The organism is Stenotrophomonas sp. PS02300 (genome assembly GCF_029959395.1).
Lineage (GTDB): Bacteria > Pseudomonadota > Gammaproteobacteria > Xanthomonadales > Xanthomonadaceae > Stenotrophomonas > Stenotrophomonas maltophilia_AD.
On the sequence record NZ_JASCOP010000053.1, the window covers coordinates 1 to 25,682 of the forward strand.

Annotated in this window: 25 protein-coding genes; 11 read left to right on the forward strand and 14 right to left on the reverse strand. The window is 68.7% G+C overall.

Translation table 11 applies throughout. From position 1 onward, the window contains the following. Positions 1-93: 93 nt before the first annotated feature. Complete coding sequence (locus tag QMX79_RS11315; RefSeq protein ID WP_282246845.1) at positions 94-552, reverse strand: hypothetical protein; 459 nt, start codon at positions 550-552, stop codon at positions 94-96. Positions 553-752: 200 nt separating this feature from the next. Between QMX79_RS11315 and QMX79_RS11320 the strand changes: the two genes are divergently transcribed. From QMX79_RS11320 to QMX79_RS11335, 4 genes are read left to right on the forward strand one after another with little or no spacing between them, the layout of a single operon-like run. Continuing rightward, positions 753-1,001 (forward strand): hypothetical protein, encoded by a 249-nt coding sequence (locus QMX79_RS11320; RefSeq protein ID WP_282246846.1) that lies wholly within the window; start codon positions 753-755, stop codon positions 999-1,001. Between the two features lie 60 nt (positions 1,002-1,061). Next, the gene (locus QMX79_RS11325; RefSeq protein ID WP_282246847.1) at positions 1,062-1,979 is read left to right on the forward strand and encodes a bestrophin family ion channel; all 918 of its coding nucleotides are present in this window, start codon (positions 1,062-1,064) and stop codon (positions 1,977-1,979) included. A 23-nt stretch (positions 1,980-2,002) separates the two neighbouring features. Further along, positions 2,003-2,992 carry a porphobilinogen synthase gene (gene hemB / locus QMX79_RS11330; protein WP_282246848.1) on the forward strand — a complete coding sequence of 330 codons (990 nt, stop codon included), beginning with the start codon at positions 2,003-2,005 and terminating at the stop codon, positions 2,990-2,992. A 31-nt stretch (positions 2,993-3,023) separates the two neighbouring features. After that, on the forward strand, positions 3,024-3,296 hold the full coding sequence (locus QMX79_RS11335) for an SHOCT domain-containing protein (RefSeq protein ID WP_184125973.1): 273 nt from the start codon (positions 3,024-3,026) through the stop codon (positions 3,294-3,296). 6 nt (positions 3,297-3,302) lie between these two features. Here the strand turns inward: QMX79_RS11335 and QMX79_RS11340 are convergent, their stop codons facing one another. After that, positions 3,303-4,169 carry a TolB-like protein gene (locus QMX79_RS11340; protein WP_282246849.1) on the reverse strand — a complete coding sequence of 289 codons (867 nt, stop codon included), beginning with the start codon at positions 4,167-4,169 and terminating at the stop codon, positions 3,303-3,305. Positions 4,170-4,223: 54 nt separating this feature from the next. Between QMX79_RS11340 and aroE the strand changes: the two genes are divergently transcribed. From aroE to dinG, 3 genes are all read left to right on the forward strand, one after another. Further along, positions 4,224-5,066, forward strand: a complete 843-nt coding sequence (gene aroE, locus QMX79_RS11345) for a shikimate dehydrogenase (RefSeq protein WP_282246850.1) — start codon at positions 4,224-4,226, stop codon at positions 5,064-5,066. 2 nt (positions 5,067-5,068) lie between these two features. Further along, positions 5,069-5,413, forward strand: a complete 345-nt coding sequence (locus tag QMX79_RS11350; RefSeq protein WP_282246851.1) for a hypothetical protein — start codon at positions 5,069-5,071, stop codon at positions 5,411-5,413. A 107-nt stretch (positions 5,414-5,520) separates the two neighbouring features. Next, entirely contained in the window at positions 5,521-7,623 is a 2,103-nt protein-coding gene (gene dinG / locus QMX79_RS11355; RefSeq protein ID WP_282246852.1) for an ATP-dependent DNA helicase DinG, read from the forward strand. Between the two features lie 82 nt (positions 7,624-7,705). Here the strand turns inward: dinG and QMX79_RS11360 are convergent, their stop codons facing one another. Both QMX79_RS11360 and ilvD read right to left on the reverse strand, forming a co-directional pair. Further along, positions 7,706-8,869 (reverse strand): DUF418 domain-containing protein, encoded by a 1,164-nt coding sequence (locus tag QMX79_RS11360; protein ID WP_282246853.1) that lies wholly within the window; start codon positions 8,867-8,869, stop codon positions 7,706-7,708. A gap of 2 nt (positions 8,870-8,871) precedes the next feature. After that, a complete protein-coding gene (gene ilvD, locus QMX79_RS11365) occupies positions 8,872-10,704 on the reverse strand; it encodes a dihydroxy-acid dehydratase (RefSeq protein WP_282246854.1) in 1,833 nt (610 codons plus the stop codon). Positions 10,705-10,896: 192 nt separating this feature from the next. On the opposite strand from ilvD, the gene QMX79_RS11370 reads away from it, so the two are divergent. Then, entirely contained in the window at positions 10,897-11,460 is a 564-nt protein-coding gene (locus QMX79_RS11370; protein WP_282246855.1) for a DUF1190 domain-containing protein, read from the forward strand. A gap of 4 nt (positions 11,461-11,464) precedes the next feature. Next, entirely contained in the window at positions 11,465-12,643 is a 1,179-nt protein-coding gene (locus tag QMX79_RS11375) for a glutathionylspermidine synthase family protein (protein ID WP_282246856.1), read from the forward strand. Between the two features lie 82 nt (positions 12,644-12,725). Here the strand turns inward: QMX79_RS11375 and QMX79_RS11380 are convergent, their stop codons facing one another. The 9 genes from QMX79_RS11380 to QMX79_RS11420 form a co-directional block, all read right to left on the reverse strand. After that, positions 12,726-14,024 (reverse strand): DUF58 domain-containing protein, encoded by a 1,299-nt coding sequence (locus QMX79_RS11380; RefSeq protein WP_282246857.1) that lies wholly within the window; start codon positions 14,022-14,024, stop codon positions 12,726-12,728. Further along, on the reverse strand, positions 14,021-15,022 hold the full coding sequence (locus QMX79_RS11385) for a MoxR family ATPase (protein ID WP_282246858.1): 1,002 nt from the start codon (positions 15,020-15,022) through the stop codon (positions 14,021-14,023). Before QMX79_RS11385 ends, QMX79_RS11380 begins: the two co-directional genes overlap by 4 nt. Next, positions 15,019-16,194 (reverse strand): DUF4350 domain-containing protein, encoded by a 1,176-nt coding sequence (locus tag QMX79_RS11390; protein WP_282246859.1) that lies wholly within the window; start codon positions 16,192-16,194, stop codon positions 15,019-15,021. Before QMX79_RS11390 ends, QMX79_RS11385 begins: the two co-directional genes overlap by 4 nt. Next, entirely contained in the window at positions 16,191-17,795 is a 1,605-nt protein-coding gene (locus QMX79_RS11395) for a DUF4129 domain-containing protein (protein ID WP_282246860.1), read from the reverse strand. The genes QMX79_RS11390 and QMX79_RS11395 overlap by 4 nt, the downstream gene beginning before the upstream one ends. Then, positions 17,785-18,777 (reverse strand): stage II sporulation protein M, encoded by a 993-nt coding sequence (locus tag QMX79_RS11400; RefSeq protein ID WP_282246861.1) that lies wholly within the window; start codon positions 18,775-18,777, stop codon positions 17,785-17,787. The genes QMX79_RS11395 and QMX79_RS11400 overlap by 11 nt, the downstream gene beginning before the upstream one ends. Then, complete coding sequence (locus QMX79_RS11405) at positions 18,774-19,463, reverse strand: RDD family protein (protein WP_068854364.1); 690 nt, start codon at positions 19,461-19,463, stop codon at positions 18,774-18,776. The genes QMX79_RS11400 and QMX79_RS11405 overlap by 4 nt, the downstream gene beginning before the upstream one ends. 86 nt (positions 19,464-19,549) lie before the next feature. After that, the gene (locus QMX79_RS11410; protein WP_282246863.1) at positions 19,550-20,083 is read right to left on the reverse strand and encodes a gamma carbonic anhydrase family protein; all 534 of its coding nucleotides are present in this window, start codon (positions 20,081-20,083) and stop codon (positions 19,550-19,552) included. Positions 20,084-20,124: 41 nt separating this feature from the next. Further along, complete coding sequence (gene mnmG / locus QMX79_RS11415) at positions 20,125-22,014, reverse strand: tRNA uridine-5-carboxymethylaminomethyl(34) synthesis enzyme MnmG (RefSeq protein WP_282246864.1); 1,890 nt, start codon at positions 22,012-22,014, stop codon at positions 20,125-20,127. Between the two features lie 491 nt (positions 22,015-22,505). Beyond that, entirely contained in the window at positions 22,506-23,048 is a 543-nt protein-coding gene (locus QMX79_RS11420; protein WP_282246865.1) for a hypothetical protein, read from the reverse strand. A 112-nt stretch (positions 23,049-23,160) separates the two neighbouring features. Here QMX79_RS11420 and QMX79_RS11425 point away from each other — a divergent pair, with 112 nt between their 5' ends. Both QMX79_RS11425 and QMX79_RS11430 read left to right on the forward strand, forming a co-directional pair. Further along, the gene (locus tag QMX79_RS11425; RefSeq protein WP_282246866.1) at positions 23,161-24,120 is read left to right on the forward strand and encodes a pyridoxal-phosphate dependent enzyme; all 960 of its coding nucleotides are present in this window, start codon (positions 23,161-23,163) and stop codon (positions 24,118-24,120) included. Next, positions 24,105-24,728, forward strand: coding sequence for a YdcF family protein (locus tag QMX79_RS11430; protein WP_282246867.1), 624 nt, complete (start codon positions 24,105-24,107; stop codon positions 24,726-24,728). The genes QMX79_RS11425 and QMX79_RS11430 overlap by 16 nt, the downstream gene beginning before the upstream one ends. A gap of 30 nt (positions 24,729-24,758) precedes the next feature. On the opposite strand, the gene bioC is transcribed toward QMX79_RS11430, so the two are convergent. Further along, the gene (gene bioC / locus QMX79_RS11435; protein WP_282246868.1) at positions 24,759-25,643 is read right to left on the reverse strand and encodes a malonyl-ACP O-methyltransferase BioC; all 885 of its coding nucleotides are present in this window, start codon (positions 25,641-25,643) and stop codon (positions 24,759-24,761) included. Positions 25,644-25,682 lie beyond the last annotated feature (39 nt).

Consider the following 25,682-nt stretch of genomic DNA (forward strand, 5'->3'; position numbering starts at 1 on the left):
GTACAGGGCAAAGTAATCGCCTCCGCGTGGGCCACGACCAACGGTCGTGGCCTACCAACTGGGTAGGTCACGACCGTTGGTCGTGACCCGCTTTCACCGGGTCGGCGTGATCGTCTGCACCGGCAGGCGGTCCGCCGGTGGCGGGTTGGGAACCCAGATGGCGACGCCGGCCGCGCGCTTCTGCGTGGTCGGAATGCCGATGCCCACGCCGCCGCCGCTGTGCGAGCCGTAGCTGCCGCCGCCTACGGACAGGCCGCCACCTGAGCTGCTGGACTCCACGCCCATCAGGATCACCCCGTTGGCGCCGAGCGCGGCCGCCTCCTTCTTCAGCCGCATCACCGCCGCATCGGTCTGGCCCTGGGTGCCGAAGCCTGCGGCGCTGGTGGACTCCAGCTGGGCGATTTCAATCGAACCCGGTGGTGGAGTGGAATAGATCTGCACCAGCGCCGGATCGGTGGGCGCACGGGTCTGGCCCAGCATCACCTTGGAAGTGCTGGCGCAGCCGGTCACGGCCAGCAGAACGCCGAGCAGCGGAAGGAGTCGAATGTTCATGGGTTCACCCTTGTTCGGCCTGGTCGGCCTGCGCCTGGATCATCCGGGCCGGCCACTGAATCGGCGCCAACCCCGTTCTGGCGAACGTTAACACCGCCGGGGTGAGCCTGCCGCATCCCGTTCTTGCCGCCGCCATCACGCGCCACTGGCACGGGGGTCGCTACGCTGCCGCCAGCATTTTCAGGTTAGGGGAGCGGGGCATGGGATTGATCAGTTTGTTGTGGGGCGTAGTGGCCCTGTTGTGGATGATCCTGGCCCTGATCCCGCTGCTGGGCTGGGGCAACTGGTTCCTGATCCCGTTCGCCGCAGTCGGTGCAGTCATCGGCGCGCTCGGCATCCTGTTCACCCACCCGACCAAACGGGGTCGCGCATGGACCGGCCTGCTGCTCAATGCGGTCGTGGTGGTAGTGGGCATCGTCCGCCTGTCCATTGGCGGCGGGATCATCTGACTGCGACACCCCGTCGCACCTGCCGGGTTGCCGCACCTGAGGGCGTAGAATGACCGCCCCATGATCATTCGTCCCCGCCCCCACGGCTGGCAGCTGCTGTACATCCTGCGCGGCTCCATCGTGCCTGCCATCGCGCCCAAGGTGGCCGCCATCTTCGTGCTGGCCGTTGCCGTGGCCACCTTCGCCGAACTGGCCCACCCGCCGGGCATCGAGCGCGTCTCGGTGGCGCCGTTCACCCTGCTGGGCCTGGTGCTGTCCATCTTCCTGAGCTTCCGCAACAACGCCTGCTTCGACCGCTGGTGGGAAGGGCGCAAGCTGTGGGGCCAGCTCATCTATGAATCGCGCAGCCTGGCGCGGCTGTGCAGCACGCTGCTGGCCGCACAACCGGCGCGCGCCGACCGCATCTGCCGCCTGGCCATCGCCTTCGCGCATGCGCTGGCCGCGCGCCTGCGCGGGCAGGACGCCGCGTTGGCCGGGCTGCCCTGGGTGCCCGAGGCGGATCGCGGGCGCTACGCGCAGCGCCAGAACGTGCCGGACCAGCTGCTGGCGATGATCGCGGTGGAAACCACCGCCGCGCTGCGCGCCGATGAGATCGACACCATCCTGTATGCCCAGTTCGAAACCCGCCTGCATGCGCTCTCCAGCATCCAGGCCGGCTGCGAACGCATCCTGCTGACCCCGCTGCCGTTCGCCTACACCCTGCTGCTGCACCGCTGCGCGTGGATGTTCTGCGTGCTGCTGCCGTTCGGCCTGGCCAGCTCGCTGGGCTGGGCCACCCCGGTGGTGTCGGCGGTGCTGGCCTATGCCTTCTTCGGCCTGGACCAGCTGGGCGAGGAAATGGAAGAACCGTTCGGGCTGGAACCCAACGACCTGCCGCTGGATGCGATGGTGCGCACCATCGAAATCGACCTGCTCGACAGCCTGGGCGTGCGCCCGCTGCCGGAACCCCTGCAACCGCAGCGCTACCTGCTGCAGTAACCCGACACTGCCCGGAGCATTCCATGGCCCACCCCGACTATCGCCCCCGCCGCATGCGCCACGACGAGTTCTCGCGCCGGCTGATGCGCGAAAACACGCTGACCACCGATGACCTGATCTACCCGGTGTTCGTCCACGAGCTGGCCGGGCGCGCCCCGGTGGCGTCGATGCCGGGCGTGGAACGGCTGTCGATCGAGGAGCTGCTGAAAGTGGCCGAGGAAGCGCTGGAACTGGGCATTCCGGTGATCGACCTGTTCCCGGTGATCGACCCGGCCGGCAAGAGCCTGGATGCCGCCGCCGCGTGGGACGAGAACGGCCTGGCGCAGCGGGCGATCCGCGCGCTGAAGTCGCGCTTCCCCGAGCTGGGGGTGATGACCGACGTGGCGCTGGACCCGTACACCACCCACGGCCAGGACGGGATCATCGATGACAAGGGCTACGTGCTCAACGACATCACCGTGCAGGCGCTGGTCCGGCAGTCGCTGTCGCATGCCGAAGCCGGCGTGGACATCGTGTCGCCGTCGGACATGATGGACGGCCGCATCGGCGCCATCCGCCGCGCGCTGGATGCCAACAGCCACGTCAACGTGCGCATCATGGCCTATTCGGCCAAGTACGCCTCGGCGTTCTACGGCCCGTTCCGCGACGCGGTGGGCAGCTCGGCCAGCCTGGGCAAGGCCGACAAGAAGACCTACCAGATGGACCCGGCCAACGGCGACGAGGCCATGCGCGAAATCGCGCTGGACCTGGAAGAGGGCGCCGACATGGTGATGGTCAAGCCGGGCATGCCCTACCTGGACCTGGTGCGCCGGGTGAAGCAGCAGTTCGGCGTGCCGACGTTCGCGTACCAGGTCAGCGGCGAGTACGCGATGATGAAAGCCGCGTTCGCCAATGGCTGGCTGGACGAACGCGCCTGCGTGCTGGAGTCGCTGATCGGCTTCAAGCGGGCCGGTGCCGATGGCGTGCTGACCTATTTCGCACCGCAGGTGGCGCGTTGGCTGCGCGAACGCTGACAATACGCGTCAACACGCAGACAGGAGCAGGATGATGCAGACGATGGGATGGGTGCAGTGGCTGACCTGGGGCACCGGCGTGCTGGTGTTCGCGGTAGTGATCGGCCTGGTCATCCGTGGCGTGCTGCGTGCCGCCCGGCGCGCGCCCGAACAACCCTCGGCCGCCGCCCGCCTGGCCCGCGAAGCCAACCTGCCGCCTGCCGTGCAGGCGCAGCTGGCCGCGCTGAACCAGCGCAAGGACAACGGCGAGATCAGCGAAACCGAGTACGAGCAGCAGCGCGCCGCGTTGCTGCGCGCGTACTGAACACCCTCACCGGCAGCCAGCCACCGCGGGTGTGCGCAACCTGTACAGATCCAACCCGCCGGCCTTCGGCGACTTCGCCTGCCCGGCCACCACCATCTCGCTGGGCTTGGACGCATCCACCACCGGCGCGCGGGTCTGCCCGTCGGCGGTATTGAACGACAACCCCAGCGGTTCGGCCGGCTTGCGGTAATCGCAGCCCACCACCCACACCTGCGAATGGCCGCCCGCCACCCGGGTCAGTGCCAGCGCCCCGCCGTTGCCCAGCCAGTCGCCGCCCAGCTCATCGGCCGCGCTGTTGAGCGGCGCCGGCAACGGCGTCGCGGCGTTGAAGCCGCGGCCCTGCGCCGTTGCCACGAACAGGTCGAACCCACCCTGGGTGCCCTTGCCATTGCGCGCGAACAGCAGCACCTGCCCATCCGGCCGCACTGCCGGGTGGCGCTCATCGGCCGCCGTGTTGACCGTCACCGGCATCGTCAGCACGGTGCCGAAGCTGCCGTCCTCGCGGATCATCACCCCGTACAGGTCGAACCCACCGCTCCCGCTGCCGCCGTTGGAGGCGAAGAACAGCCAGGCCCCGTCGTGGCTGAAGAACGGGTCCACGTCATCCCCGGCGGTGTTGAAGGCCAGCGGCGCCGGGTCCTGCCAGCGCCCGTCGCGCAGCGTGGCCTGCCACAGGTCCCAGCCGCCGGCACCGCCGGGCCGGTCGCTGGCCCAGATGATGCGCTTGCCGTCCGGCGCGATGGTCGCCTGGGCCTCGTTGGCCTTGGTCGACACCACGCCCATGCCTTCGATGCCGAACTCGGAAAGCGCCATCGCGCCCGGTGCGGAGAGTAAACTCAGGCTCAGCGCGAGCAGAGACAAGGGAGTGCGCATAGTCGCTTCCATTGGGGTTTGCGTTTCAATCCAGGCCCGGAGTTTAAGACACCCATGACCGCCCGTTACGCCGTATTCGGCCAGCCCATCGCCCACTCGCAGTCGCCGCACATCCATGCCGCGTTCGCCCGCCAGGAGGGCATCGCGCTGGATTACCGTGCCATTGAAGCGGCACCGGCCGACTTCCCGGCCGCGCTGGAGGCGTTCGCCGCCGACGGTGGTGTCGGCGCCAACGTCACCGCACCGCTGAAGGAAATCGCCTTCGGGTTGTGCAGGACGTTCACCTCGCGCGCCAAGCTGGCCGGTTCGGTCAACACGCTGCTGCGCAAGGGCGACTACTGGCACGGCGACACCACCGATGGCGTGGGCCTGGTGCGTGACCTCACCGACCGCCACAGCCTCGACCTGCGCGGCCGCCGCGTGCTGCTGCTCGGCGCCGGTGGCTCGGCACGCAGCGTGGCCCCGGCCCTGCTGGATGCCGGCATCCGCGAACTGGTGGTGGTCAACCGCACCCCCGAGCGTGCCGACGAGCTGAGCGATGCGATCGGCGAGCCCGGCCGCGTGCTGACCCAGTACTGGGACCGCATGGACGAACTCGGCGACTTCGAGCTGATCGTCAACGCCACCTCTGCCGGCCGTGATCGCGATGAAGAGTTCAAGCTGCCGCTGTCGCTGGTCAACAGCATGACCACCGCCGTGGACCTGAATTACGGGGAAGCCTCCTTCGCCTTCCTGGCCTGGGCCCGCGCCGCACAGTGCCGCAACATGGTGGATGGCCTGGGCATGCTGGTCGAACAGGCAGCCACCAGCTTCCAGCAGTGGCACGAAGTGCGCCCGGAAACCGACCCGGTCTATGCCGAGCTGCGCGCGAAGAACGCGCTGGCGGGTGAAGAGTGAACATGGACCTGCTGCTCAGCCTGCTGGGCATGGCCGCGCTGCGCCTGCCGGTGCTGATCGCGCTGGCGGTATCGCTGGTGTGGGTGGTGGATGCCCCGCGCGGCACCATCCGCAGCGTGGCACTGTGGTCGCTGGCGCTGCTGCTGCTGGCCAGCCTGGCCGGGCTGGCCCTCAACGTCGTGCCGACCTGGCTGGTCCAGCGCGGCGAGTACGGCAACGTGCAGATGCTGTCGTGGCTGCTGCGCGGCGGCCACTTCCTCATCGGCCTGGTGGATGCACTGGGCACGGTGCTGCTGGTGTGGGCGATGACCCGCGCGCTGCGCAACCGCAGCGCCCCGGCGGCCTGAGCGGGCGACCCCGGTCACGGAACTGAACCGGCGCGGAAAACTCCGCGCCGGCCACAGGCCCCGGGCATGAGAAAATACCCGCCTGATCCAGGCAGGACCTCCCCGGCGTGACCGAAAAAGTTGAAGCCCCGCGCGCGCTGAACGACGAGCTCAAGACCGTCATCCGCGATGCCTACGCCAAGCTGCAGGCCAATACCCCCGGCTTCAGCACGCGGCGATCGCAGAGCCAGATGATCGGCGTGGTCTCGCGTGCGCTGTCGCAGAGCGGCGGGGTAGGCGTGGTCGAAGCGCCCACCGGCGTGGGCAAGAGCCTGGGCTACCTCACCGCCGGCGTGCCGATTGCGCTGGCCACGAAGAAGAAGCTGGTGATCAGCACCGGCACCGTGGCGCTGCAGTCGCAGCTGGTCGAGCGCGACATCCCGAACTTCCTCAAGGCCACCGGCCTGGAGGCCACCGTGGCGCTGGCCAAGGGCCGCACCCGCTACCTGTGCACGCGCAACGCCGCCGAAGCGCATGGCGATGGCGCGCAGGAAGGCATGTTCGAGGACGAGCAGCCGCTGTTCGACCGCCCGCTGGCGCCGATCGAAATGGACCTGGCCCAGAAGCTGAGCAGGGATTTCGTAGAAGGTCGCTGGAACGGCGACCTGGACAACGCGCCGGATACCATCAGCCCCTCGCTGCGTTCGCGCATCACCACCCCGGCGTCGGGCTGCGCGGGCCGCAAGTGCGCCTACTCGGCGCAGTGCGCGGTGCTGCGCGCGCGCAACACCGTGCGCGATGCACAGATCGTGGTGACCAACCACGCGTTGCTGCTGTCGGCGCTCTCCATTGGCGAAAGCGACAACGGCCAGCCGCTGATTGCACCGCCCTCGGACATGCTGCTGGTGCTCGACGAAGGCCACCACATCGGCAACGTCGCCATCGACCAGGGCGCGGCCAGCCTGGCCCTGGATGAAATGGCCAAGCGCACCGGCCGCCTGCAGATCCTGATTGCCGCCGCCTACCGCGCGGTGGACAAGGACAAGCTGGGCAACCTGCTGCCCAACGAAGCCATCGACGTGGCGGCGCGGGTCAGCAAGCAGCTGCGCGCGTTCCGCGATGTGATCGACCGCAGCTGGCAACCGGACCCGACCGCGCAGGAGCCGATGTGGCGCGCGCCGAACGGGCGCCTGCCGGACATCTGGATGGCCGACATCGAAGCGCTGGCCGACGACACCCGCGCGCTGTTCAACTGGGCCCACGCCGCGCAATCCCAGGTGGCCAAGGGCAAGCCTGAAGATGCGGCGCGCGAGCGCCTGCAGCGCACGCTGGGCATGGCGCTGGAAATGATCGAACAGCAGCACAACCTGTGGACCGCCTGGCGCCGCGAAGACAAGGACGGCCAGCCGCCGTTCGCGCGCTGGGTGACGCTGTCGCGCGATGGCGATCTGATCCTGCACGGCTCGCCCGTGTCAGCCGCCAACGTGCTGCGCAAGCTGCTGTGGGACGAAGTGGATTCGGTGGTGATGACCTCGGCCACGCTCACCGGCGGTGGCGATTTCCAGGCGCTGGCGATCGACAACGGCATTCCCAACGAAGCGGAGATGGTCTCGCTGGCCTCGCCGTTCGACCTGCCCAACCAGGCCGAGCTGATCGTACCCAACTTCCCGGTCACCCCGGACGACCGCGAGCGGCACCCGAAGGAAGTCGCCAAGTACCTGGTCAAGGAACTGGACTGGAGCAAGGGCAGCATCGTGCTGTTCACCTCGCGCTGGAAGATGGAAAAAGTGGCCGAGCTGATGCCGGCCGCGCAGCGCAAGCAGGTGCTGGTGCAGGGCGAAACGGCCAAGCAGAAGATGATCGACGAGCACCTGCGGCGCACCTCGGCGGGCGAGGGCTCGGTGCTGTTCGGGCTGAACTCGTTCGGCGAAGGCCTGGACCTGCCCGGCGAAGCCTGCACCACGGTGGTGATCACCCAGGTACCGTTCGCGGTGCCGACCGATCCGCAGACCTCTACCCTGAGCGAGTGGTTTGAAAGTCGCGGGTTGAACGCCTTCAACCTGATCGCCATCCCGCACGCCCTGCGCACGCTGACCCAGTTCGCCGGCCGCCTGATCCGCACCTCCACCGACACCGGCCGCGTGATCATCCTCGACTCGCGCCTGATCAGCCGCCGCTACGGCAAGCGCATCATCGATGCGTTGCCGCCGTTCAAGCGGGTCATCGGCTGACTTCTACGTCGCAGCCACGCAGGGCGTGGCTCTACCGACGATGTTCCGGCGTAGAGCCACGCCCTGCGTGGCTGGCGAGGTGTTACCTGCGCCGCATCGGCAGCCATTGCCCATCGCCCAGGCTGCGCCACAGCCACTCCGCCGGGCCGAAGTAGTACCGCTGCAGCCACCACGCACTCAGCCACAGCTGCAGCGGAAACACGATGGCCGCCACCAGCAGCACCGGCCACAGGCCCTGCGAGGGACCGATGCCAGCCCCGAACCCGGCAAACAGCGGCACGCACACCACGCTCTGCAGCAGGTAGTTGCTCAGCGTCATGCGCCCGGCCGGCACCAGCACACGCAACCCGCGCTCGGCCCACGGCCGCAGGTACAGCAGCGCGAACCCGCAGGCGATGGCGATGCCCAGCGCCAGCGGCGCCACCCGGTAGCTCACCCGCAGCAGATACCCCGGCACCCCCTCGCGCAGCAGCGGCCATTGGGCCTTCATCGTCGGCGCAGCTGTCTCGATGCACAGGAACATCACGCCAACCAGTGCGCCGCCGACGCACAGGCCCCACAGCAGCGGCAGGTGCTGTTCGGGGCGCTGTAACAGCCCCCGGCGGCCTGCCCAGTAGCCCAGCAGGAAGCGGCCCAGCACGAACAGCAGCAGCGCCCAGTTGGTCAGCCGCACCCAACCCCCCAGCACCAGGTTCTGCCACCACGCCTGCCAGAGCGTGCCACTGGACAGGGCTTCGAACGCATTTCCATACATCTGCGCGCGCGGCGCCAGTGTCATCACCCACTCGCGCATCCACGGCGACAGCAGCGGCGGCAGGAACAGCGCGAACACCAGTCCGGCAAGCACCAGCCCACGGTTGCCCAGGCGGCGGAACAGCGGAAGCAGCAGGCCCACCAGCGCATAGGTCAGCAGGATGTCACCCCACCACAGCACCGTGGCGTGCAGCAGCCCGATCAGCGCCAACGCGCCCATCCGGCGCAGGTGCGGAACCACCCCAGGGCGCATTTCCATCTGCATGGCAAAGCCCATGCCGAACAGCAGCGAGAAGATCGTCACCGCCTTCATATCCACCAGCCAGCCCATCCCGGTGCGCAGCGCGTGATCCAGCGCGGCACTCGGCAGCGCCTGCTGCGCGGCCTCATCCAGCAAGGCATCCAGCGAATAGAACCGCAGGTTGACCAGGAACACGCCCAGCAGCGCGAACCCGCGCAACGCATCGATCAGCGGTTGGCGCGGTTGGCGCAACGCTACACCTTGCTCAGATCCCGCACCGCGCCCTTGTCGGCACTGGTCGCCAACAACGCGTAGGCCTTGAGCGCGCCGGTCACCTTGCGCGGACGCGCCTCACGGGGCTTCCACCCCAACGCATCCTGCTCCGCACGGCGCGCCGCCAACGTCGCGGCGTCCACCAGCACATCAATCCGCCGTGCCGGAATATCGATCCGGATCCGGTCGCCATCGCGCACCAATCCAATCGTGCCGCCCGCCGCCGCTTCCGGTGACGCATGCCCGATCGACAGCCCGGACGTACCGCCCGAGAACCGCCCATCGGTCAGCAGCGCACACTGTTTGCCCAGCCCCTTCGATTTCAGGTAGCTGGTCGGGTACAGCATTTCCTGCATGCCCGGTCCACCGCGTGGGCCCTCATAGCGGATCACCACCACGTCGCCCGCGCCCACTTCATCGGCCAGGATGCCCTGCACGGCCGCGTCCTGGCTTTCGAACACCTTTGCACTGCCCTCGAACACGTGGATGGACTCATCCACGCCGGCGGTCTTCACCACGCAGCCATCCTCGGCCAGGTTGCCACGCAGCACCGCCAGCCCACCTTCGGCCGAATACGCGTGCGCGACATCGCGGATGCAGCCGTCGGCGCGATCCAGGTCCAATGAAGGCCAGCGCGTGGCCTGGCTGAAAGCCACCTGGGTGGGAATGCCGGCGGGGCCGGCACTGAAGAATTCGTGCACGCCCGCATCGTCGGTCACCGCCACGTCCCAGCGCGCAATCGCGTCGGCCAGGGTACGGCTGTGCACGGTGGGCACCTCGGTATGCAGCAACCCGCCGCGCGCCAGCGACCCCAGGATCGCGAACACGCCACCGGCGCGGTGCACGTCTTCCATGTGGTACTTGGGCGTGTTCGGCGCCACCTTGCACAGCTGCGGCACCCGCCGCGACAGCGCATCGATGGCATGCAGGTCGAAGTCCACTTCGGCCTCCTGCGCGGCCGCCAGCAGGTGCAGGATGGTGTTGGTGGAACCGCCCATGGCGATATCCAGCGTCATCGCATTCTCGAACGCGGCATGGGTGGCAATGCCGCGCGGCAGCGCCGTGGCATCTTCGCCGCCATACCAGCGGTGGCACAGCTCCACCACCAGCCGGCCGGCACGCCGGAACAGCTGCTCGCGGTCGGCGTGGGTGGCCAGGGTCGAACCGTTGCCCGGCAGCGACAGCCCCAGCGCTTCAGTGAGGCAGTTCATCGAGTTGGCGGTGAACATGCCCGAGCACGACCCGCAGGTGGGGCAGGCACTTCGCTCGTACTCGGCCACCTTTTCATCGGAGGCGCTGGCATCGGCGGCGATCACCATCGCATCCACCAGGTCCAGCTTGTGCTCGGCCAGCCGGGTCTTGCCCGCTTCCATCGGCCCGCCGGACACGAACACCACCGGGATGTTCAGCCGCAGCGCGGCCATCAGCATGCCGGGGGTGATCTTGTCGCAGTTGGAAATGCACACCAGCGCATCGGCGCAGTGCGCGTTGACCATGTACTCCACCGAGTCGGCGATGATCTCGCGGCTGGGCAGGGAATACAGCATGCCGTCGTGCCCCATGGCGATGCCGTCATCCACCGCGATGGTATTGAACTCCTTGGCTACGCCGCCCACCTGTTCGATCTCGCGCGCCACCAGCTGGCCCAGGTCCTTGAGGTGCACGTGGCCGGGCACGAACTGGGTGAATGAATTGGCGATGGCGATGATCGGCTTGTGGAAGTCGGCATCGGTCATCCCGGTGGCACGCCACAGGGCGCGGGCACCGGCCATGTTGCGGCCGGCGGTGGAGGTACGGGAGCGGTATTCAGGCATGGGGGCTGGCAGGATCTGGCGGGCCGTGGGGGCGCGTTGCCACTCGATTCTGCCCAAAAATTCCGGTTGCTGTTGCAACCGTCCGGGCGGCCGATCCTGAAACGCCGTTCATCTTTTCGACTTTGCCGGTTTTGGTTGTTGGCGGCGATCAGGCATGATTGAGGGGATAACCGTAAAAGGGGGCACGACGCCATGAAACGTTCCAGGACCACCGCACTGCTGCTGATGAGCGCCGCACCGCTGCTGTTCACCGCCTGCCAGAAGGATGAGGCGGTGCAGGTGCAGGAGGGGCTGTATACCTCGGTGCAGGCCTGTACCGACGCCACTGGTGACCCGTCTGCCTGCCGCACGGCGTTTGCCGAGGCGCAGAAGCAGTCGGCCGACGCGGCCCCCAAGTACGCCTCGCGTGCCGAATGCGAAGCCGAGTACAACGCCGAGCAGTGCGTGGAACAGAAGACCTCCACCGGCCATTCGTTCATCGGCCCGATGATGATGGGCTTCTTCATGTCGCAGATGCTCAGCAACCGTGGCGCCGGCCTGGCGCAGGCCCCGGCCGCGAGCCCGGCTTACCAGGACAAGGCCAAGGGCTGGGCACGCCCGGCCCCGGGTGGCAGCGGCGGGCTGAACACCGCCAGCGGCATCGGCGCCGGCAAGGCCGGCCTGGCCCCGGTCACCAGCACCCCGAACCGTGCCGTGACCGCCAGCCGCGGTGGCTTCGGCAACACCAGCAGCAGCCGCAGCAGCTACGGCGGTTGATGCAATGAAGCGTGTGCGAATCGACGAGCGCAGCCAATGGCGCGCTCGTGCTGCCGAGTCCGGTTTCCGCTTCCACACCATCGACGGCCTGCCGTACTGGGATGAAACCGCGTACTACGCCTTCACCCTGCGCCAGATCGAGCAGGACATCGAAGACCCCAGCGCCGAGCTGCATGCGATGGCGATGGAGCTGGTGGACGAGGTGGTGCGCAGCGAACAGCTGATGGACCAGCTGGCGATTCCGCCCGCGTTCCGCGACTGGATCGCCAACAGCTGGCGCCGCGGCGAGCCGCACCTGTACGGCCGGCTGGACTTCGCCTATGACGGCACCGGTCCGGCCAAGCTCTACGAGCTCAATTACGACACGCCGACCTCGCTGTTCGAGGCGTCGTTCTTCCAGTGGCAATGGCTGGAAGACCAGCGCAACCAGAACCGCCTGCCGCCGCAGGCCGACCAGTTCAACGCCATCCATGAGGCGCTGGTGGAGCGCTTCGGGCAGCTGTCGGCGCAGTTGCCGCCGCCGCTGTACTTCAGCGCCGTGGGCGCGTCGGAAGAAGACCAGGGTACCGTGGCCTACCTGCGCGACTGTGCGGCCCAGGCCGGGCTGCGCGGCGAGGCGATCGCGATCGAGGACATCGGGCTGTCCGAGGACGGCCGTTTCACCGCGCTCGATGACACGGTGATCGGCAGCCTGTTCAAGCTGTACCCGCTGGAAGACCTGATGACCGAATCGTTCGGCCAGGCATTGCCTGGCTCGGGCGTGCAGCTGCTGGAACCGGCGTGGAAGGCGATCCTGAGCAACAAGGGCGTGCTGCCGCTGCTGTGGGATCGCCACCGCGGCCACCCGAACCTGCTGGCGGCCGAGTTCGATGACGGCAGCGCGCTGCCGGCCGGCTGGGTGCGCAAACCGCTGTTCTCGCGCGAAGGCGCCAACGTGGCCATGCACCTGGCCGATGGCAGCTGGCAGGAAAGCGAAGGCCCGTACACCGGCCCGGCGATCCGCCAGGCCGCGCACCCGCTGACGTCGTTCGACGGCGGTTACCCGCTGATCGGCAGCTGGATCGTGGGCGACCAGGCCTGCGGCATGGGCATCCGCGAAGACAACAGCCGGATCACCCGCGACAGCGCCCGTTTCGTACCGCACGCGATCATCGACGAAGCGCCGACGCGCATTTACGTGTAATGGGTCAACGGCGTCACGACCAACGGTCGTGACCTACCGGCGGACACCGATCGGTAGGTATCGACCGTTGGTCGATACGTGCCTACAGCAATCCGTCACGCTTGACGGCGAGGTAGCGCTCCACCAGCGCGCCTGGCAGCGCATCGGCCGTGACATCCAGCACCATCACCCGGTGGCTGCGCAGTGCTTCATGCGCATCGTTGCGCTGCTGCAGGTAGCGCGCGATGGCACCGGCCTGGGTCGCGTCCTGCAGGGTTTCCACCTCGCGCTCCAGCGCCACGTCCAGCTCGCGCTCGCGCAGGCTGGCCACGCAGACCAGGTGCTGGCGCTGCAACAGGCGCACCGCCACCAGCAGGTCTTCGATATCCTCATCGCGTACGTTGGTGACCAGCATCACCAGCGAACGCCGGCGCTGGCGCAGGCTGAGTTCGGTGGCGGCCGCCAGATAGTCGGTGGCCACCGGTTGCGCCTGCAGGTCGTAGCTGGCGCGCAGCAGCGCGTCGATCGCGCCCATGCCGCGCTGCGGTGCCACCCAGCGACTCTCGCCGCCACTGGCGAACAGGCCCACGCCATCGCCCTGGCGCAGCGCCAGGTAGGACACCACCAGTGCTGAATTGAGCACATGGTCGAAGTGCGACAGCCCGCCTTCGCTGGCCATCATGCGGCGGCCGGTGTCGATCATCAGCACCAGCTGCTGGTTTTTCTCGTCCTGGTACTCGCGCGAGATCAGCTTGCGCGCGCGCGAGGTCGCCTTCCAGTCGATCTGGCGCAGGCTGTCACCGATGCGGTACTCGCGCATCTGGTGGAAATCGGTGCCTTCGCCACGGCGGCGCTTGAGGTGCGCACCGACCAGCCGCGACGCCTGTTCGGCACTGAACAATGCGAAGCGGGTGAGCGGGGCGAAGTTGGGGTACACGCGCACGGTCAGCGCTGGCGGCAGCAGGCGGCGCTGGCGCCACATCCGCCACGGCGCGTGCAGGCGCAGGTGCACGCCATCGAATACAAAGCGGCCGCGCGCGGTCGGGGTCAACGTGTACTCCACGCTGCTGGCCACCAGCGGCTTGAGCGTCAACGCACGCGGCAGGCCCTGCATCGTCCACGCACCGGGCACCAGGTCGAACACCTCCACGCGCTGGCGGCGGCTGGATTCAAAGCGCAGCGTGGTGCGTCGCTCCACGTTCAGCGCCAGCGCCTCGGGCAGTTCGCGCTGCACCGTGGGCGAGGGCTGCGCGCGCAGGCGCAACAGGTCCACCAGTGCCAGCACGGCGATCACCGCTGCCGACGCCCACCACGCCGACACCGGCAGCAGCCCGAACGCCACCGGCAGCCCGAGCAGCGCCCAGCCGACCAGCAGTATCAGCAGCAGCGGGCCTGGCCTCATTTGCGCGGCGCTTCCACCTTGGCCAGCAACGCGGTCAATGCATCGTCGGCCGATTGGCCTTCGATCTGCAGTTCCGGGGCCAGCGCGATGCGGTGGCGCAGCGCCGGGCGGGCGATCTCGCGAACGTCATCCGGGGTGACGAAGTCGCGGCCGGCCAGTACCGCCTGCGCACGCGCCGCACGCACCAGCGCGATGCTGCCGCGCGGGCCGGCGCCGAGCGCGATGCCGGGGAAAGTGCGGGTGGCGGCGACGATGCGCACCGCGTAGTCCACCACTTCCGGGTCCACCGTGATTGCCGCGGTCGCCTGCTGCAGCGCGATCACCTCGGCGGCATTGAGCACGCGCGGCACCTGCGACAGGTCGAAGTCGGCCGCGCTGCGGCCGGTGGTGATCGCATCGACCATGCGCTTTTCGTCTTCCAGCGCCGGGTAATCGATGATCACCTTGAGCAGGAAGCGGTCCAGCTGCGCCTCGGGCAGCGGGTAGGTGCCTTCCTGCTCCACCGGGTTCTGCGTGGCCAGCGCCAGGAACGGCGGGGTCAGCGCGAAGGCCTTGCCTTCGATGGTGACCTGGCCTTCCTGCATCACTTCCAGCAGGGCCGACTGGGTCTTGGCCGGGGCGCGGTTGATCTCATCGGCCAGCAGCAGGTTGGTGAACACCGGGCCGCGGCGGATCTTGAAGCTCTCCGATTTCGGGTCGTACACCGCATGGCCGCTGACGTCGCTGGGCATCAGGTCCGGGGTGAACTGCACGCGGCCGTAGTCCAGCTCCAGTGCCTGCGCCAAGGCGCGCACCAGCAGGGTCTTGCCCAGCCCGGGCACGCCTTCGATCAGCACGTGGCCGCCGGCCAGCAGCGCGATCAGGATCTGGTCGAGTACCTCGGGCTGGCCGATGAAGGCGCGGCCCACGGCATCGCGCACGGTATCGACGCGTTCGACCAGGCTCTGGCCGGTCAGCGCGGGCGGGGACAACGGCGGCGGTGCGGTGTGCTCGGTCATAGCAGGTTTCTCATCTGGATCAGCAGGCGGATGCGCTCCCGCAGGGCCGTGACATCCTTCGATGGCGGCACCTGCAGGGCGGTCTGGACACGGGAATGCGGCCATTGCAGCAGGCTGGCGATGGCATGCACCTGCGCCTCGCCGCTGAGCGCGGCAGCGGTGGGTGCACGCCGCCGCAGCCGGGCCAGGAACGCGCGGCGGGTGGCGTCGTACAACAGCGGTGCCTTGCCATAGCGCAGCAGGTGCTCGCCGCTGGCACGCACGTGTTCCAGCAGCGAACGGCGTTCGGTGGCCGGCGCCGGCAGCAGGCTGCCCAGCCGCTGCGCGCGCTGCCACAGCCACGCCAGCAGGGCCAGCAGCAACGGCACCCATACCGGCCAGCCCTGGTAGAAGATGCGCGACCACAGCGTGGGCGGGCGCGAGCCGTAGATCAGCCAGACCGTGCCTTCGGCGTAATTCGGGTCCAGCAGGTAGCGGGCCAGGTCGCGATGCGCGATGTCGTGCAGCCCGTCGGCCAGGCTGCCCTTGGCATCATCGGCGTTGAAGATCCTCGGCGTGCCCTTGAGGAACTCCATGTCCGACAGTACGTCGACGGTGCCTGCGCCCTTGCGCAGCCGCGCGAACACATTGCCCTCGTCATCGCCCCACTCGCGCGCCACGCGGATGCCGTCGGGCACGTCCACGCCGAAACGGCGGCCACTGCAGAACTCGGAATGGCCGGGGTCGTCGACAACTTGGAAGGCCTTGCAGGCGCTCTCGTAGTACTCCGTATCCACGCCCAGCGCATCCAGCAACGGGCCCTGCGGGGCGTCTTCGTCCTTGAACGGCGGCGGTGTGCGCAGCAGCAGGTGGCCGCCCCGTTCCACCCACGCGAGCAGCGCCTGCGCGGTGGGGGCGGGCACATCGGCGGTGTCCTGCAGCAGCAGCACGGTGTCGGCCGGCTTGAGCTGCATGCGCGGCAGGTCGATGCGCGGGCTGGAATGCACGGTGATGCCGTCGGCACGCAGCGCCTGGCCCAGCACGTATAGCGGGTTGTAGCTGGCCTCGCCCTGCGGCGGCAGGTGCTCGGTATGGACCACGCGCTCATGGCTGCGCAGGAACAGGATCGCCAATGGCACGCCCACCACCAGCAGCACGCCCAGCACCACCAGCCAGCGCAGGCGGGCACTCATGCGCGCCACCGGAACTGGGTCTGCAGGGTGGTGGCCAGGCCGTCGAACTCGTCCGGCTCGGGCAGGCGGCCGGCGTAGGCGGCGTACTGCCAGACCCGCACGATGCGGGCGAACAGGGTGCGGTCGGCCTCCACCGGCATGCGCCGCGACGCGCGCAGGCACTGTGCTTCGGTCGCGCCCGGTGGCAGCACCACCTCGGCGCGTTCACTCATCGATTCCACGCTGGCCCGGTACAGCAGCGCCAGCGCCTGGCGCGGACGGCCCTGCTGCCACAGGTCGCGTGCGCGCGCGGCCGGATCCGGCGGAATCACCTCGGGCAGTTCCACCGCTTCCTCGACCACCGGATCGGTGGCCTTGCGCCGCCTCACGCCGGTGCCGCGCAGCCAGCGTACCCACCACGGCGCGGTGGCGATCAGCCCCAGCACCAGCAGGCCGACCAGGCCCCACAGGATCCATTCGGCAATCTGCGCGGGCAGGCGCGGACCGCGCCCGAACGGATTGCGGTCCTTGTCCGCATCGTCCTTCTTCTTGTTCTTCTCCGCCTCGCTCAGGGTGCGCTCCCAGCGTTTCACTTCGCGCGTGGGCGCCACCAGCGGATCTTCGTACGCGCGTTGCACGGCCTGGCGGAACCCGGCGGTGTCGGGCGTGCCACCGAAGATCACGGCCGGGGTGTTCGACGGATCGTCGGCAGGCACTGTGTCGGCCGCTTCTTCTTCCTCATCACCCGCATCGTCATCCGTGCCAGTGGGCGCAGCGCAGCTCGGCGCCTGCGCAGGTTCTTCCGCGTGCAGCCCTCCCATCGGCCAGCACAGCACCAGCGCCAGTACCAGCAGGGGGGCGGCCTGCTGCAGGCGATCACGCATGCGCCGGAACGCGATTTCCACGTCCCACGCTTCCATTTCCGTACGGCGGTTGAGGTACAGCGCGAAGCCGGCGCCGGCGTAGAACGGCCCGATTAACGTGGCGGCGAGCCAGAACAGGGCATTCACCCCCAGCTGTGCCCACGCCGGCATGTTCTCGCTGACCATCTCCCACGCCGCGCGCCAGGAATCGGACAGCAGTTCCAGCGGCACGAACAGGAAGACCGCCGCGATGCAGCCGCTGACGATCACCAGCTCGAACACCATGCACATCAGCGTGAGCAGCACGGCATGACCGAACGTGCCGCTGAGCACGGCGCGGCGGCGCACGCTGCGTTGGGAAGCATCGCTGCCTTCCAGCAGGTTCACCGGCAGCAGCAGCGAGCGGAACGGGCTGAAGCGGCGCCAGCCCAGGTAGCCCCAGAACCCGCTCCAGCCCCAGTGCCGCTGCGCGCGCAGGGTCTGCAGCGGACGTGGTTCGTCGCCGAACACGCCGCGTGAGATCACATACAGTGCGATCCGGTCCGATACCGGCTTGAGCCACCACATCAGCAGCCACGCCCAACCGAACGCATCGGCCCACCATGCAACGGCGTTGATCACGGCGAACACCGGCAGCGACACCGCGATCAGCGGCAGCCAGATCGCCCGCGCGTGCCGGCGCACCAGGGCGGTGCCCAGCTCCATCGCTTCCCATTCGGAGCGCGCGCGCAGGGTGACGTTGAGCTGGTCAATCCGCATGACCGCCCCCCCGACCACCGCGCCACAGCCACACGAACACCAGCGTCCACAGCACGGCGGCCACGCTGTACTTGCCCCATGCGGGCACGGCCGCAATCGAGGACCAGAACGCCTCGATGAAGGCGGCCACCAGCAGCATCGCCGCCACCCCCAGGCACAGCCGGGCGCCGATGATGCCGCCTTCCACCAGCGCATCGATGCGCCGGCGCCGGCCGGGTGCCAGCAGCTTCATGCCCAGCTGCAGGCCGGCGCCGCCGGCAATGACGATGGCGGTGAGCTCGAATGCGCCATGGCCGCAGACGAAGCGCCAGAACGGATCGCCGTGGCCGATGTGCTGCAGGTGGCCGGCCGCCGCGCCGATGGTGAGCCCGTTGAACAGCAGCACCAGCACCGTGCCCAGGCCGGCCAGCAGCCCGCTGGCGAACGTACGCAGGCCGATGCTGATGTTGTTCATGATGTAGTAGCCGAACATCATCCAGTCCGTGCCACTGTCGCGGCCCAGGTTCGGCGAGGCCGGGTTGTACATCTTCTCCAGCGAGGCGATCGCGCCGTTGTCCATCAGCATGTGGATCACATCCGGGTGCCACTGGATCACCGCGAAGCTGCCCACCAGCGGCAGCACGAACAGCGCGGTGGCCACCCACATGCTGCGCGCCTGGCTGCGCACCAGCTGCGGGAAATCGGCCAGCAGGAACTCCAGGGCGCGGCGCCAGCGCGGCGGCGGCGTGCGGTACAGCAGGCCATGGCCCTGCTGCATCAGCAGCTGCAGGCGCGCCACCAGCTGCGGGCTGTAGCCGCGCTTGCGGGCGAGCGCGAGCTGCTGGCACAGCCGACGGTAGTGCTGCGGAACGTCCTCATCGTTGAGCGAGGACGGATCGGGCGAACGGCGCGCATGCCGCGGCCGGTCACCGCGCAGCGCCAGCCAACGTTCCAGCGCCTGCCATTCGGCCTGGTAGCGGGCCACGAACTGTTCCTGCCTCATCGGCGCCCCAGCAGCCAGTTGGCCATGGCATACAGGCGCAGCACGCCCACCTGGCCCTGGCCACCACTGATCGGCGCGGCCACCGCCGCCAGTTCCTGCTGGCGCGGGCCGGACAGACGCGGCGCACGTTCGGCGAAGGCGATGATCGCCGCCTGTTCGGCCGGCTGCAGCGGCTGCGGCGGGGCCAGCACGGTATCGATGGCCACGCTGGCCGACCACGGCCGGCCACTGTCATGCACCACCACGGTGCCGGCCACCAGGTCGCCCAGGCGCCGGCCATTGCGGTCGAACAGGCTCGACAGCAGCCCCAGCGCATAACCGAACGGCAGCATGTCCACGGTGCGCAGCAGGTTGCGGGTGATGGAGGCCATCCAGCCGATCGGCGCGCCGTCCTGGGCCACCACGCGCAGGCTCATCACCCGCTTGCCCAGGGTGCGGCCCCAACAGGCCTCCTGCACGATGGTGTACGCCCACATCAGCAGGAACATCAGGCCCAGGTAGAGGCCCTGGCCGAATTCGCCCAGCAGGGTGAGCGGAATGCTCAGCAGCATCAGCGCGGCCACGCGGATCATGAAGTCGATGGCCCAGGCCAGCGCACGCGGCACCGGCCCGGCCGCCGGCAGGTGCAGCGGCACGCCTTCGGGCGTGATCACTTCACGGTAGGTATCCAGCATGGGTGCGCTCATGCGCACGCGTCCCTCCGGACGGCTGCCAACGGCATGCGGTTCTCGACTGCTTCCTGGGTCGGACACCGACTTTACCGTGTGCGGGGTCACATCCCCAAATACTTGTCCTTCAACCGCACGTAGTGGTCGGCGGAGTAGTGCAGCGACTCGATCTCCTGCGCGCTCAGGCTGCGCACCGGCCGTGCCGGGTTGCCCACCCACAGCTCGCCTTCGCCGACCACCTTGCCCGGCCCGATCACCGCGCCGGCGCCGACAAAGGCGTGCCGGCTCACGGTCGCACCATCGAGGATGCACGCCCCCATCCCGATCAGGCTGTACTCGCCGATGGTGCAGGCATGGATGATGGTGCCGTGGCCGACGGTGACGCCCTCACCGATCAGGGTGGGGTAGCCGCCCTTGTTGTAGGGACTGTGGTGGCTGACATGGATGATGGTGCCATCCTGGATGTTGCTGCGCGCGCCGATCCGAACATGGTTGACGTCACCCCGGATCACCGTGCCCGGCCACACCGACACATCGTCCCCGAGCACCACATCGCCGATGATCGTGCAGGCGGGGTCGATATAGGCGCGCTCGCCAACGACGGGGAAGGTGTCGAGGAAGGGACGAAGGGGGGACATGGTGACGCTCCACAAGGCAGGCCACCATGATACCGCCGTGGTTACGCCACCCGGCTGCGCCGTGCGCGCTCCAGGTGCACCAGCAGCAGCGAGATCGCGGCCGGGGTCATGCCGGGGATGCGCTGGGCCTGGCCGATGGTCTGCGGGCGTACCCGCTCCAGCTTCTGCTGCACTTCGGCCGACAGCCCGCGCACGCTGGCGTAATCGAACGCCGCGTCGATGGTGGTGTTCTCATGGCGCTGCTGGCGTTCGATTTCTTCGCGCTGGCGGTCCAGGTAGCCGGCGTACTTCACCCCGATCTCGACCTGCTCGGCCACCTTGGCATCGGCCACGCCCGGGCCCAGCGAGGGCACCTGCATCAGCTTGGCGTAATCCAGTTCCGGGCGCTTGATCAGGTCCAGCACGTTGGTTTCGCGGCTGACCGCCACGCCCAGCGCGGCTTCCACTTCGCGGCCCAGCGCGTTGGCCGGGGTCGCCCACAGCGCACGCAGGCGCGCCGATTCCTGCGCCACCGCCTCCTGCTTGGCCTGGAAGGCCGCCCAGCGCCGGTCGTCGACCACGCCCAGCTCGCGGCCGATGCCGGTCAGGCGCACGTCGGCGTTGTCTTCGCGCAGCTGCAGCCGGTACTCGGCGCGGCTGGTGAACATGCGGTACGGCTCGGTGGTGCCGTGGGTGATCAGGTCATCCACCAGCACGCCCAGGTAGGCCTCGTCGCGGCGCGGGCACCAGCCCGCTTCGTCGCGTACGCGGCGGGCGGCGTTGAGGCCGGCCAGCAGGCCCTGCGCGGCCGCCTCTTCATAGCCGGTGGTGCCGTTGATCTGCCCGGCGAAGAACAGCCCGGCAACCGCCTTGGTTTCCAGCGTGTTGTTCAACCCGCGCGGGTCGAAGAAGTCGTATTCGATGGCGTAGCCCGGCCGCGTGATGTGCGCGTTCTCGAAGCCACGGATGCTGCGCACCAGCGCCAGCTGCACATCGAACGGCAGCGAGGTGGAGATGCCGTTGGGGTAGATCTCCACCACGTCCAGCCCTTCGGGCTCGACGAAGATCTGGTGGCTGGCCTTCTCGGCAAAGCGCACCACCTTGTCTTCGATGGACGGGCAGTAGCGCGGGCCGATGCCTTCGATCTGGCCGCTGTACAGCGGCGAGCGGTGCAGCGCGCCGCGGATGATCTCGTGGGTGTGCTCGCTGGTGTGGGTGATCCAGCAGCTCACCTGGGCCGGGTGCTCGGCCACGCTGCCCAGGAAGGACATCACCGGGCGCGGGTCGTCGCCGGGCTGCTCGTCCATCACGCTGTAATCCAGCGAGCGGCCATCGATGCGCGGCGGGGTGCCGGTCTTGAGCCGGTCGATCGCGAATGGGCGCTCGCGCAGGCGCGCGGCCAGCGTGGTGGCCGGCGGGTCGCCCATGCGGCCGGCGGCGCACTGGGTCTGCCCGACGTGGATCTTGCCGGCCAGGAAGGTGCCGGCGGTGAGCACCACGGCCGGGGCGTTGAACTGCAGCCCGGTCTGGGTGATCACGCCCCGCACGGCGTCGCCGTCGATGACCAGGTCATCCACGGCGGCCTGGAACACGGTCAGGTTCGGCTGCGCCTCGACCATGCCCCGGATGGCCTTGCGGTACAGGTTGCGGTCGGCCTGGCAGCGGGTGGCGCGCACGGCCGGGCCCTTGGAGGCATTGAGCGTGCGCCACTGGATGCCGGCGCGGTCGGCGGCATGCGCCATGGCGCCGCCCAGCGCGTCGATTTCCTTGACCAGATGACCTTTGCCGATCCCGCCGATGGCCGGGTTGCAGCTCATCGCGCCGATGGTTTCCACGTTGTGGGTCAGCAGCAGGGTGCGTACGCCGCTGCGGGCCGCCGCCAGCGCGGCTTCGGTGCCGGCATGGCCGCCGCCGATCACGATGACGTCGTAGCCGTAGAAAGAATCGGTCATGGGGTGCTCTGGGCAGGGCCGGTACGGCCCGGAACCGCCCTGGGACAGGGCGCGGTGGTCATTTTAGCGCCGTTCGCGCCGGGTCCGTGAACGGGGGCCTGCAAAAAAAATCGCAATCAACCCTAAAGTTGGCACGTTCTCTGCAGATAACCCAATAGCACCCAGGATGGCAGGCGCCGAAAGGCACTACGAACCGGAATTGGAACAGGGGCCGGTTCATGCGCATCGTGGGGAAGCAGAAGGGCCGGTAGTCGGGGGACTGCCGGCCCTGTTTTTATGCCCCGGAAGACAAAAGGCCCCGCCATTGGCGGGGCCTTCTGCGTTGTAGGTGCCGACATCCGACAGGGCCGGAACAGGGGGGATCCAGATGTTCCTGTCGGATATCGACATAGAGCTCAATGTGACGCCCTCTGTCGTTTTTGTCACTTTTCGACCGAGGCCGTCACTGCCCGGCTAGATTGACCTGCCAGGCGGGTGAAAATCAAGCGTTCTTAATTTTCATTTGTGCGCTGGTTCAACTTATTCATGTTCCGCCACGGCGAGCCGTTGCTCCGCTGCGCCGGCGGGTTAGGCCGGGACTGCGGCGCGCTCACGGGGCGCTGCTGCTGCACCTGGGGGCGCTGCTGCGGCGGGCGGTCCTGGCGCGGCGGTCGCGACCCCACCGAATCCATGTTCCGCCACGGCGAACCGCCGTTGTAGGGCGGGCGCGGACGGTCCGGCGGGCGCACCTGGCCCCCATTGCCGTTGCCCGGGCGCGGCGGCGGGCGGTGGTTGTGCGGCGGGCGGTAGTTCGGGTACGGCCGGTAGATCGGGTAGTTGCTGTAGCCACCGTAGCCGCCATAGCCGTAATAGCCGCCGCCACCGTAGTAGCCGCTGCCGTAGCCGTACGGGTAGCCCGCGGGATAGCGGTACTCCACCGACGGGGCGCCGTGGTAGTAGCCGTTGCCACCACCGCCGCCGCCCACGTAGTCGTAGGTCGCGCAACCGGACAACGTCAGCAACAGGCTGCCGGCAAGCATCAGGCGCATTTTCATGAAAGGGTCCCCCTAGGGTATGGGCCCAGCTTCAGGCCGCCGCATTGAATCGGCCCTTAACTTTGCCCGGGCCGGATGAACGGTTGCCATCGTGGCACGTTAATCTTGTGTCATGACCGATTCATCCTTGCCCTGCGCCGATGACCTGTTGGCCGCCGCCGCGCGGATCGCGCCGCACGCCAGCGTCACCCCCGTGCTGCAGTCGCAGGTGCTGGACGCGTTGAGCGGGGCGCGGCTGGCGTTCAAGGCCGAGCACCTGCAGCGCGGCGGTGCCTTCAAGTTCCGTGGTGCCTGCAATGCGGTCTGGGCGCTGCCCGGGGCCGTGGCCGCGCGCGGGGTGGTCACCCATTCGTCGGGCAACCATGGTGCGGCATTGGCACTGGCCGCGCGCACCCGGGGCATCGCCTGCCACGTGGTGGTGCCGGAAGGCGCGGTAGCAGCCAAGCTGGCCAACATCGTGCGCCATGGCGCCACCCTGTGGCGCTGCGAACCGACCATCGCCGCGCGCGAGGCGATGTGCGCCGAGGTCGAGGCCGAGACCGGCGCCACCCTGGTCCATCCGTATACCGATTCCCACGTGATCGCCGGGCAGGGCACGGCGGCGCTGGAGCTGCTGGGCAGCCACGGCCCGTTCGACACCCTGGTGGTGCCGGTGGGCGGCGGTGGCCTGGCGGCCGGAACCCGGCTGGCACTGCAGGCGGCGGCCCCGGGCACGCAGCTGGTGCTGGCCGAGCCGGAGGGCGCGGCCGATACGGCCCGTTCGCTGGCCGCCGGCGAGCGCCGCCTGGACTTCACCCCCGATACGATCTGCGATGGCCTGCGCGGCACCCTCGGGGCGCCGAACTTCGCGCTGCTGCAGGGCGCGGCCGATGTGATCACGGTGGACGATGCGGCCACCGTGGCGGCCATGCGCCTGCTGTGGCAGGTGCTCAAGCAGGTGGTGGAGCCGTCCTCGGCGATCGCCCTGGCCGCGATCCTCTCCCAGCCGTCGCGGTTTGTCGGGCAGCGGGTGGGCGTGGTGCTGTCCGGCGGCAACGTCGACCTGGACGCCCTGCCTTGGGCCGCGGCATGACCCGGCGCGCACGGGAGGGGCTGGTGGGCTGGCTGTGGCGGCTGTGCATGCTGCTGGCGGCCTGGCTGCTGTGCGTCACGGCCTGGATCGTCTGGGTCGGCGAGCGCGACCAGGCGGCCAAGGCCGACGCGATCATCGTGCTGGGTGCGGCGGCCTACGATGCCAAGCCGTCACCGGTGTTCGAAGAACGCATCCGGCATGGGCTGGATCTGTACCGCCAGGGCTATGCGCCGTTGCTGATCTTCACCGGTGGCTACGGTGGTACCGGCGCACGCTTTTCCGAATCGCAGGTCGCGCGCCGTTACGCGTTGAAGCAGGGCGTGCCGGAAGACGCGATCCTGATCGAAACCGCCTCGCGCACCACCCGCCAGAACCTGGTTGAAGCGCGCCTGTTGATGGACCAGCACAAGCTGCACCGGGTGATCATCGTCAGCGACCCGCTGCACATGGCCCGCGCGCTGCGGCTGGCGCGCGAACTGGGCATCGATGCGCTGGCCTCGTCAACGCCGAGCACGCGCTTCCGCAGCTTCCACACCAGCTGGAAGTTCCTGGCGCAGGAAATCTATTTCTTCCATCGCGACATGTTCCCCTCCGCGAACGGGTCCTGACCCGGCGCAGCCACGCAGGGCGTGGCTCTACTACGTGGTCTTGCGCCGGATCGGAATCGCCGACACCGGCACGCTGGCCACATCCTGCCCGCGCTCGCGAATCGGCGCGCCGGCATCCGGCGCCCACGCATGCGCGTAGATCACTTCCCAGCTGCTCGGCAGCGTGCCGTCGTCGCGGCGCAGCGGTTCATAGGCGGCGCGCGCTGCCGCGAACCTGCCGCGCCCGGTCAGCGTATGCCGGCGATCCTGGCGTGCATTGGTCGCACCAATCGCGCGCAGCTCGCGCATCAGCGCATCCATGTCGGGATAGGTCAGGGTGAACAGGTCACGGTCCAGCACCGGGTCGCGGAAGCCGGACATCATCAGCGCATCGCCGAACTGCGCAATCGGCGGGAACCGGCTCACGTGCGAGGTGTCGTCGGCGCTGGCAAATGCATCGCGGAGCTCGATCAGCGTTTCCGGGCCGAACGTGGAGCAGACCAGCAGCCCGCCGGGCTTGAGCACGCGGCGGAAACCGGCGAACACCGCAGGCAGGTCCTCCACCCACTGCAGGCACAGGTTGCTGTAGATCACATCCACGCTCTGGTCGCGCAGCGGCAACGCCTGCGCATCACCGCACACCCGGGTGAACGGCTTCCACCAGCCCGCCTGCTTCTTGGCTTCGCGCAGCATCGGCTCGGCCATGTCCAGCGCGATCACCTGCGCCTTCGGCCAACGCTTCTTCATGGCCGCGCTGGCGTGGCCGGTGCCGCTGCCCACGTCCAGCACCACCTCCGGCTGCCGGCTTTCCAGGTAGTCCAGCGATTCGAGCAGCCGCTTTTCCACCTCGCGCTGCAGGGCAGCGGCGGCGTCGTAACTGCTGGCGGCGCGCGAAAACGCGCGGCGGACGTGCTGGGAATCGAAGCTGGCGGTCATGTAAGGCTCACTATGCGGTAGCGCACGACCGTTTGGTCG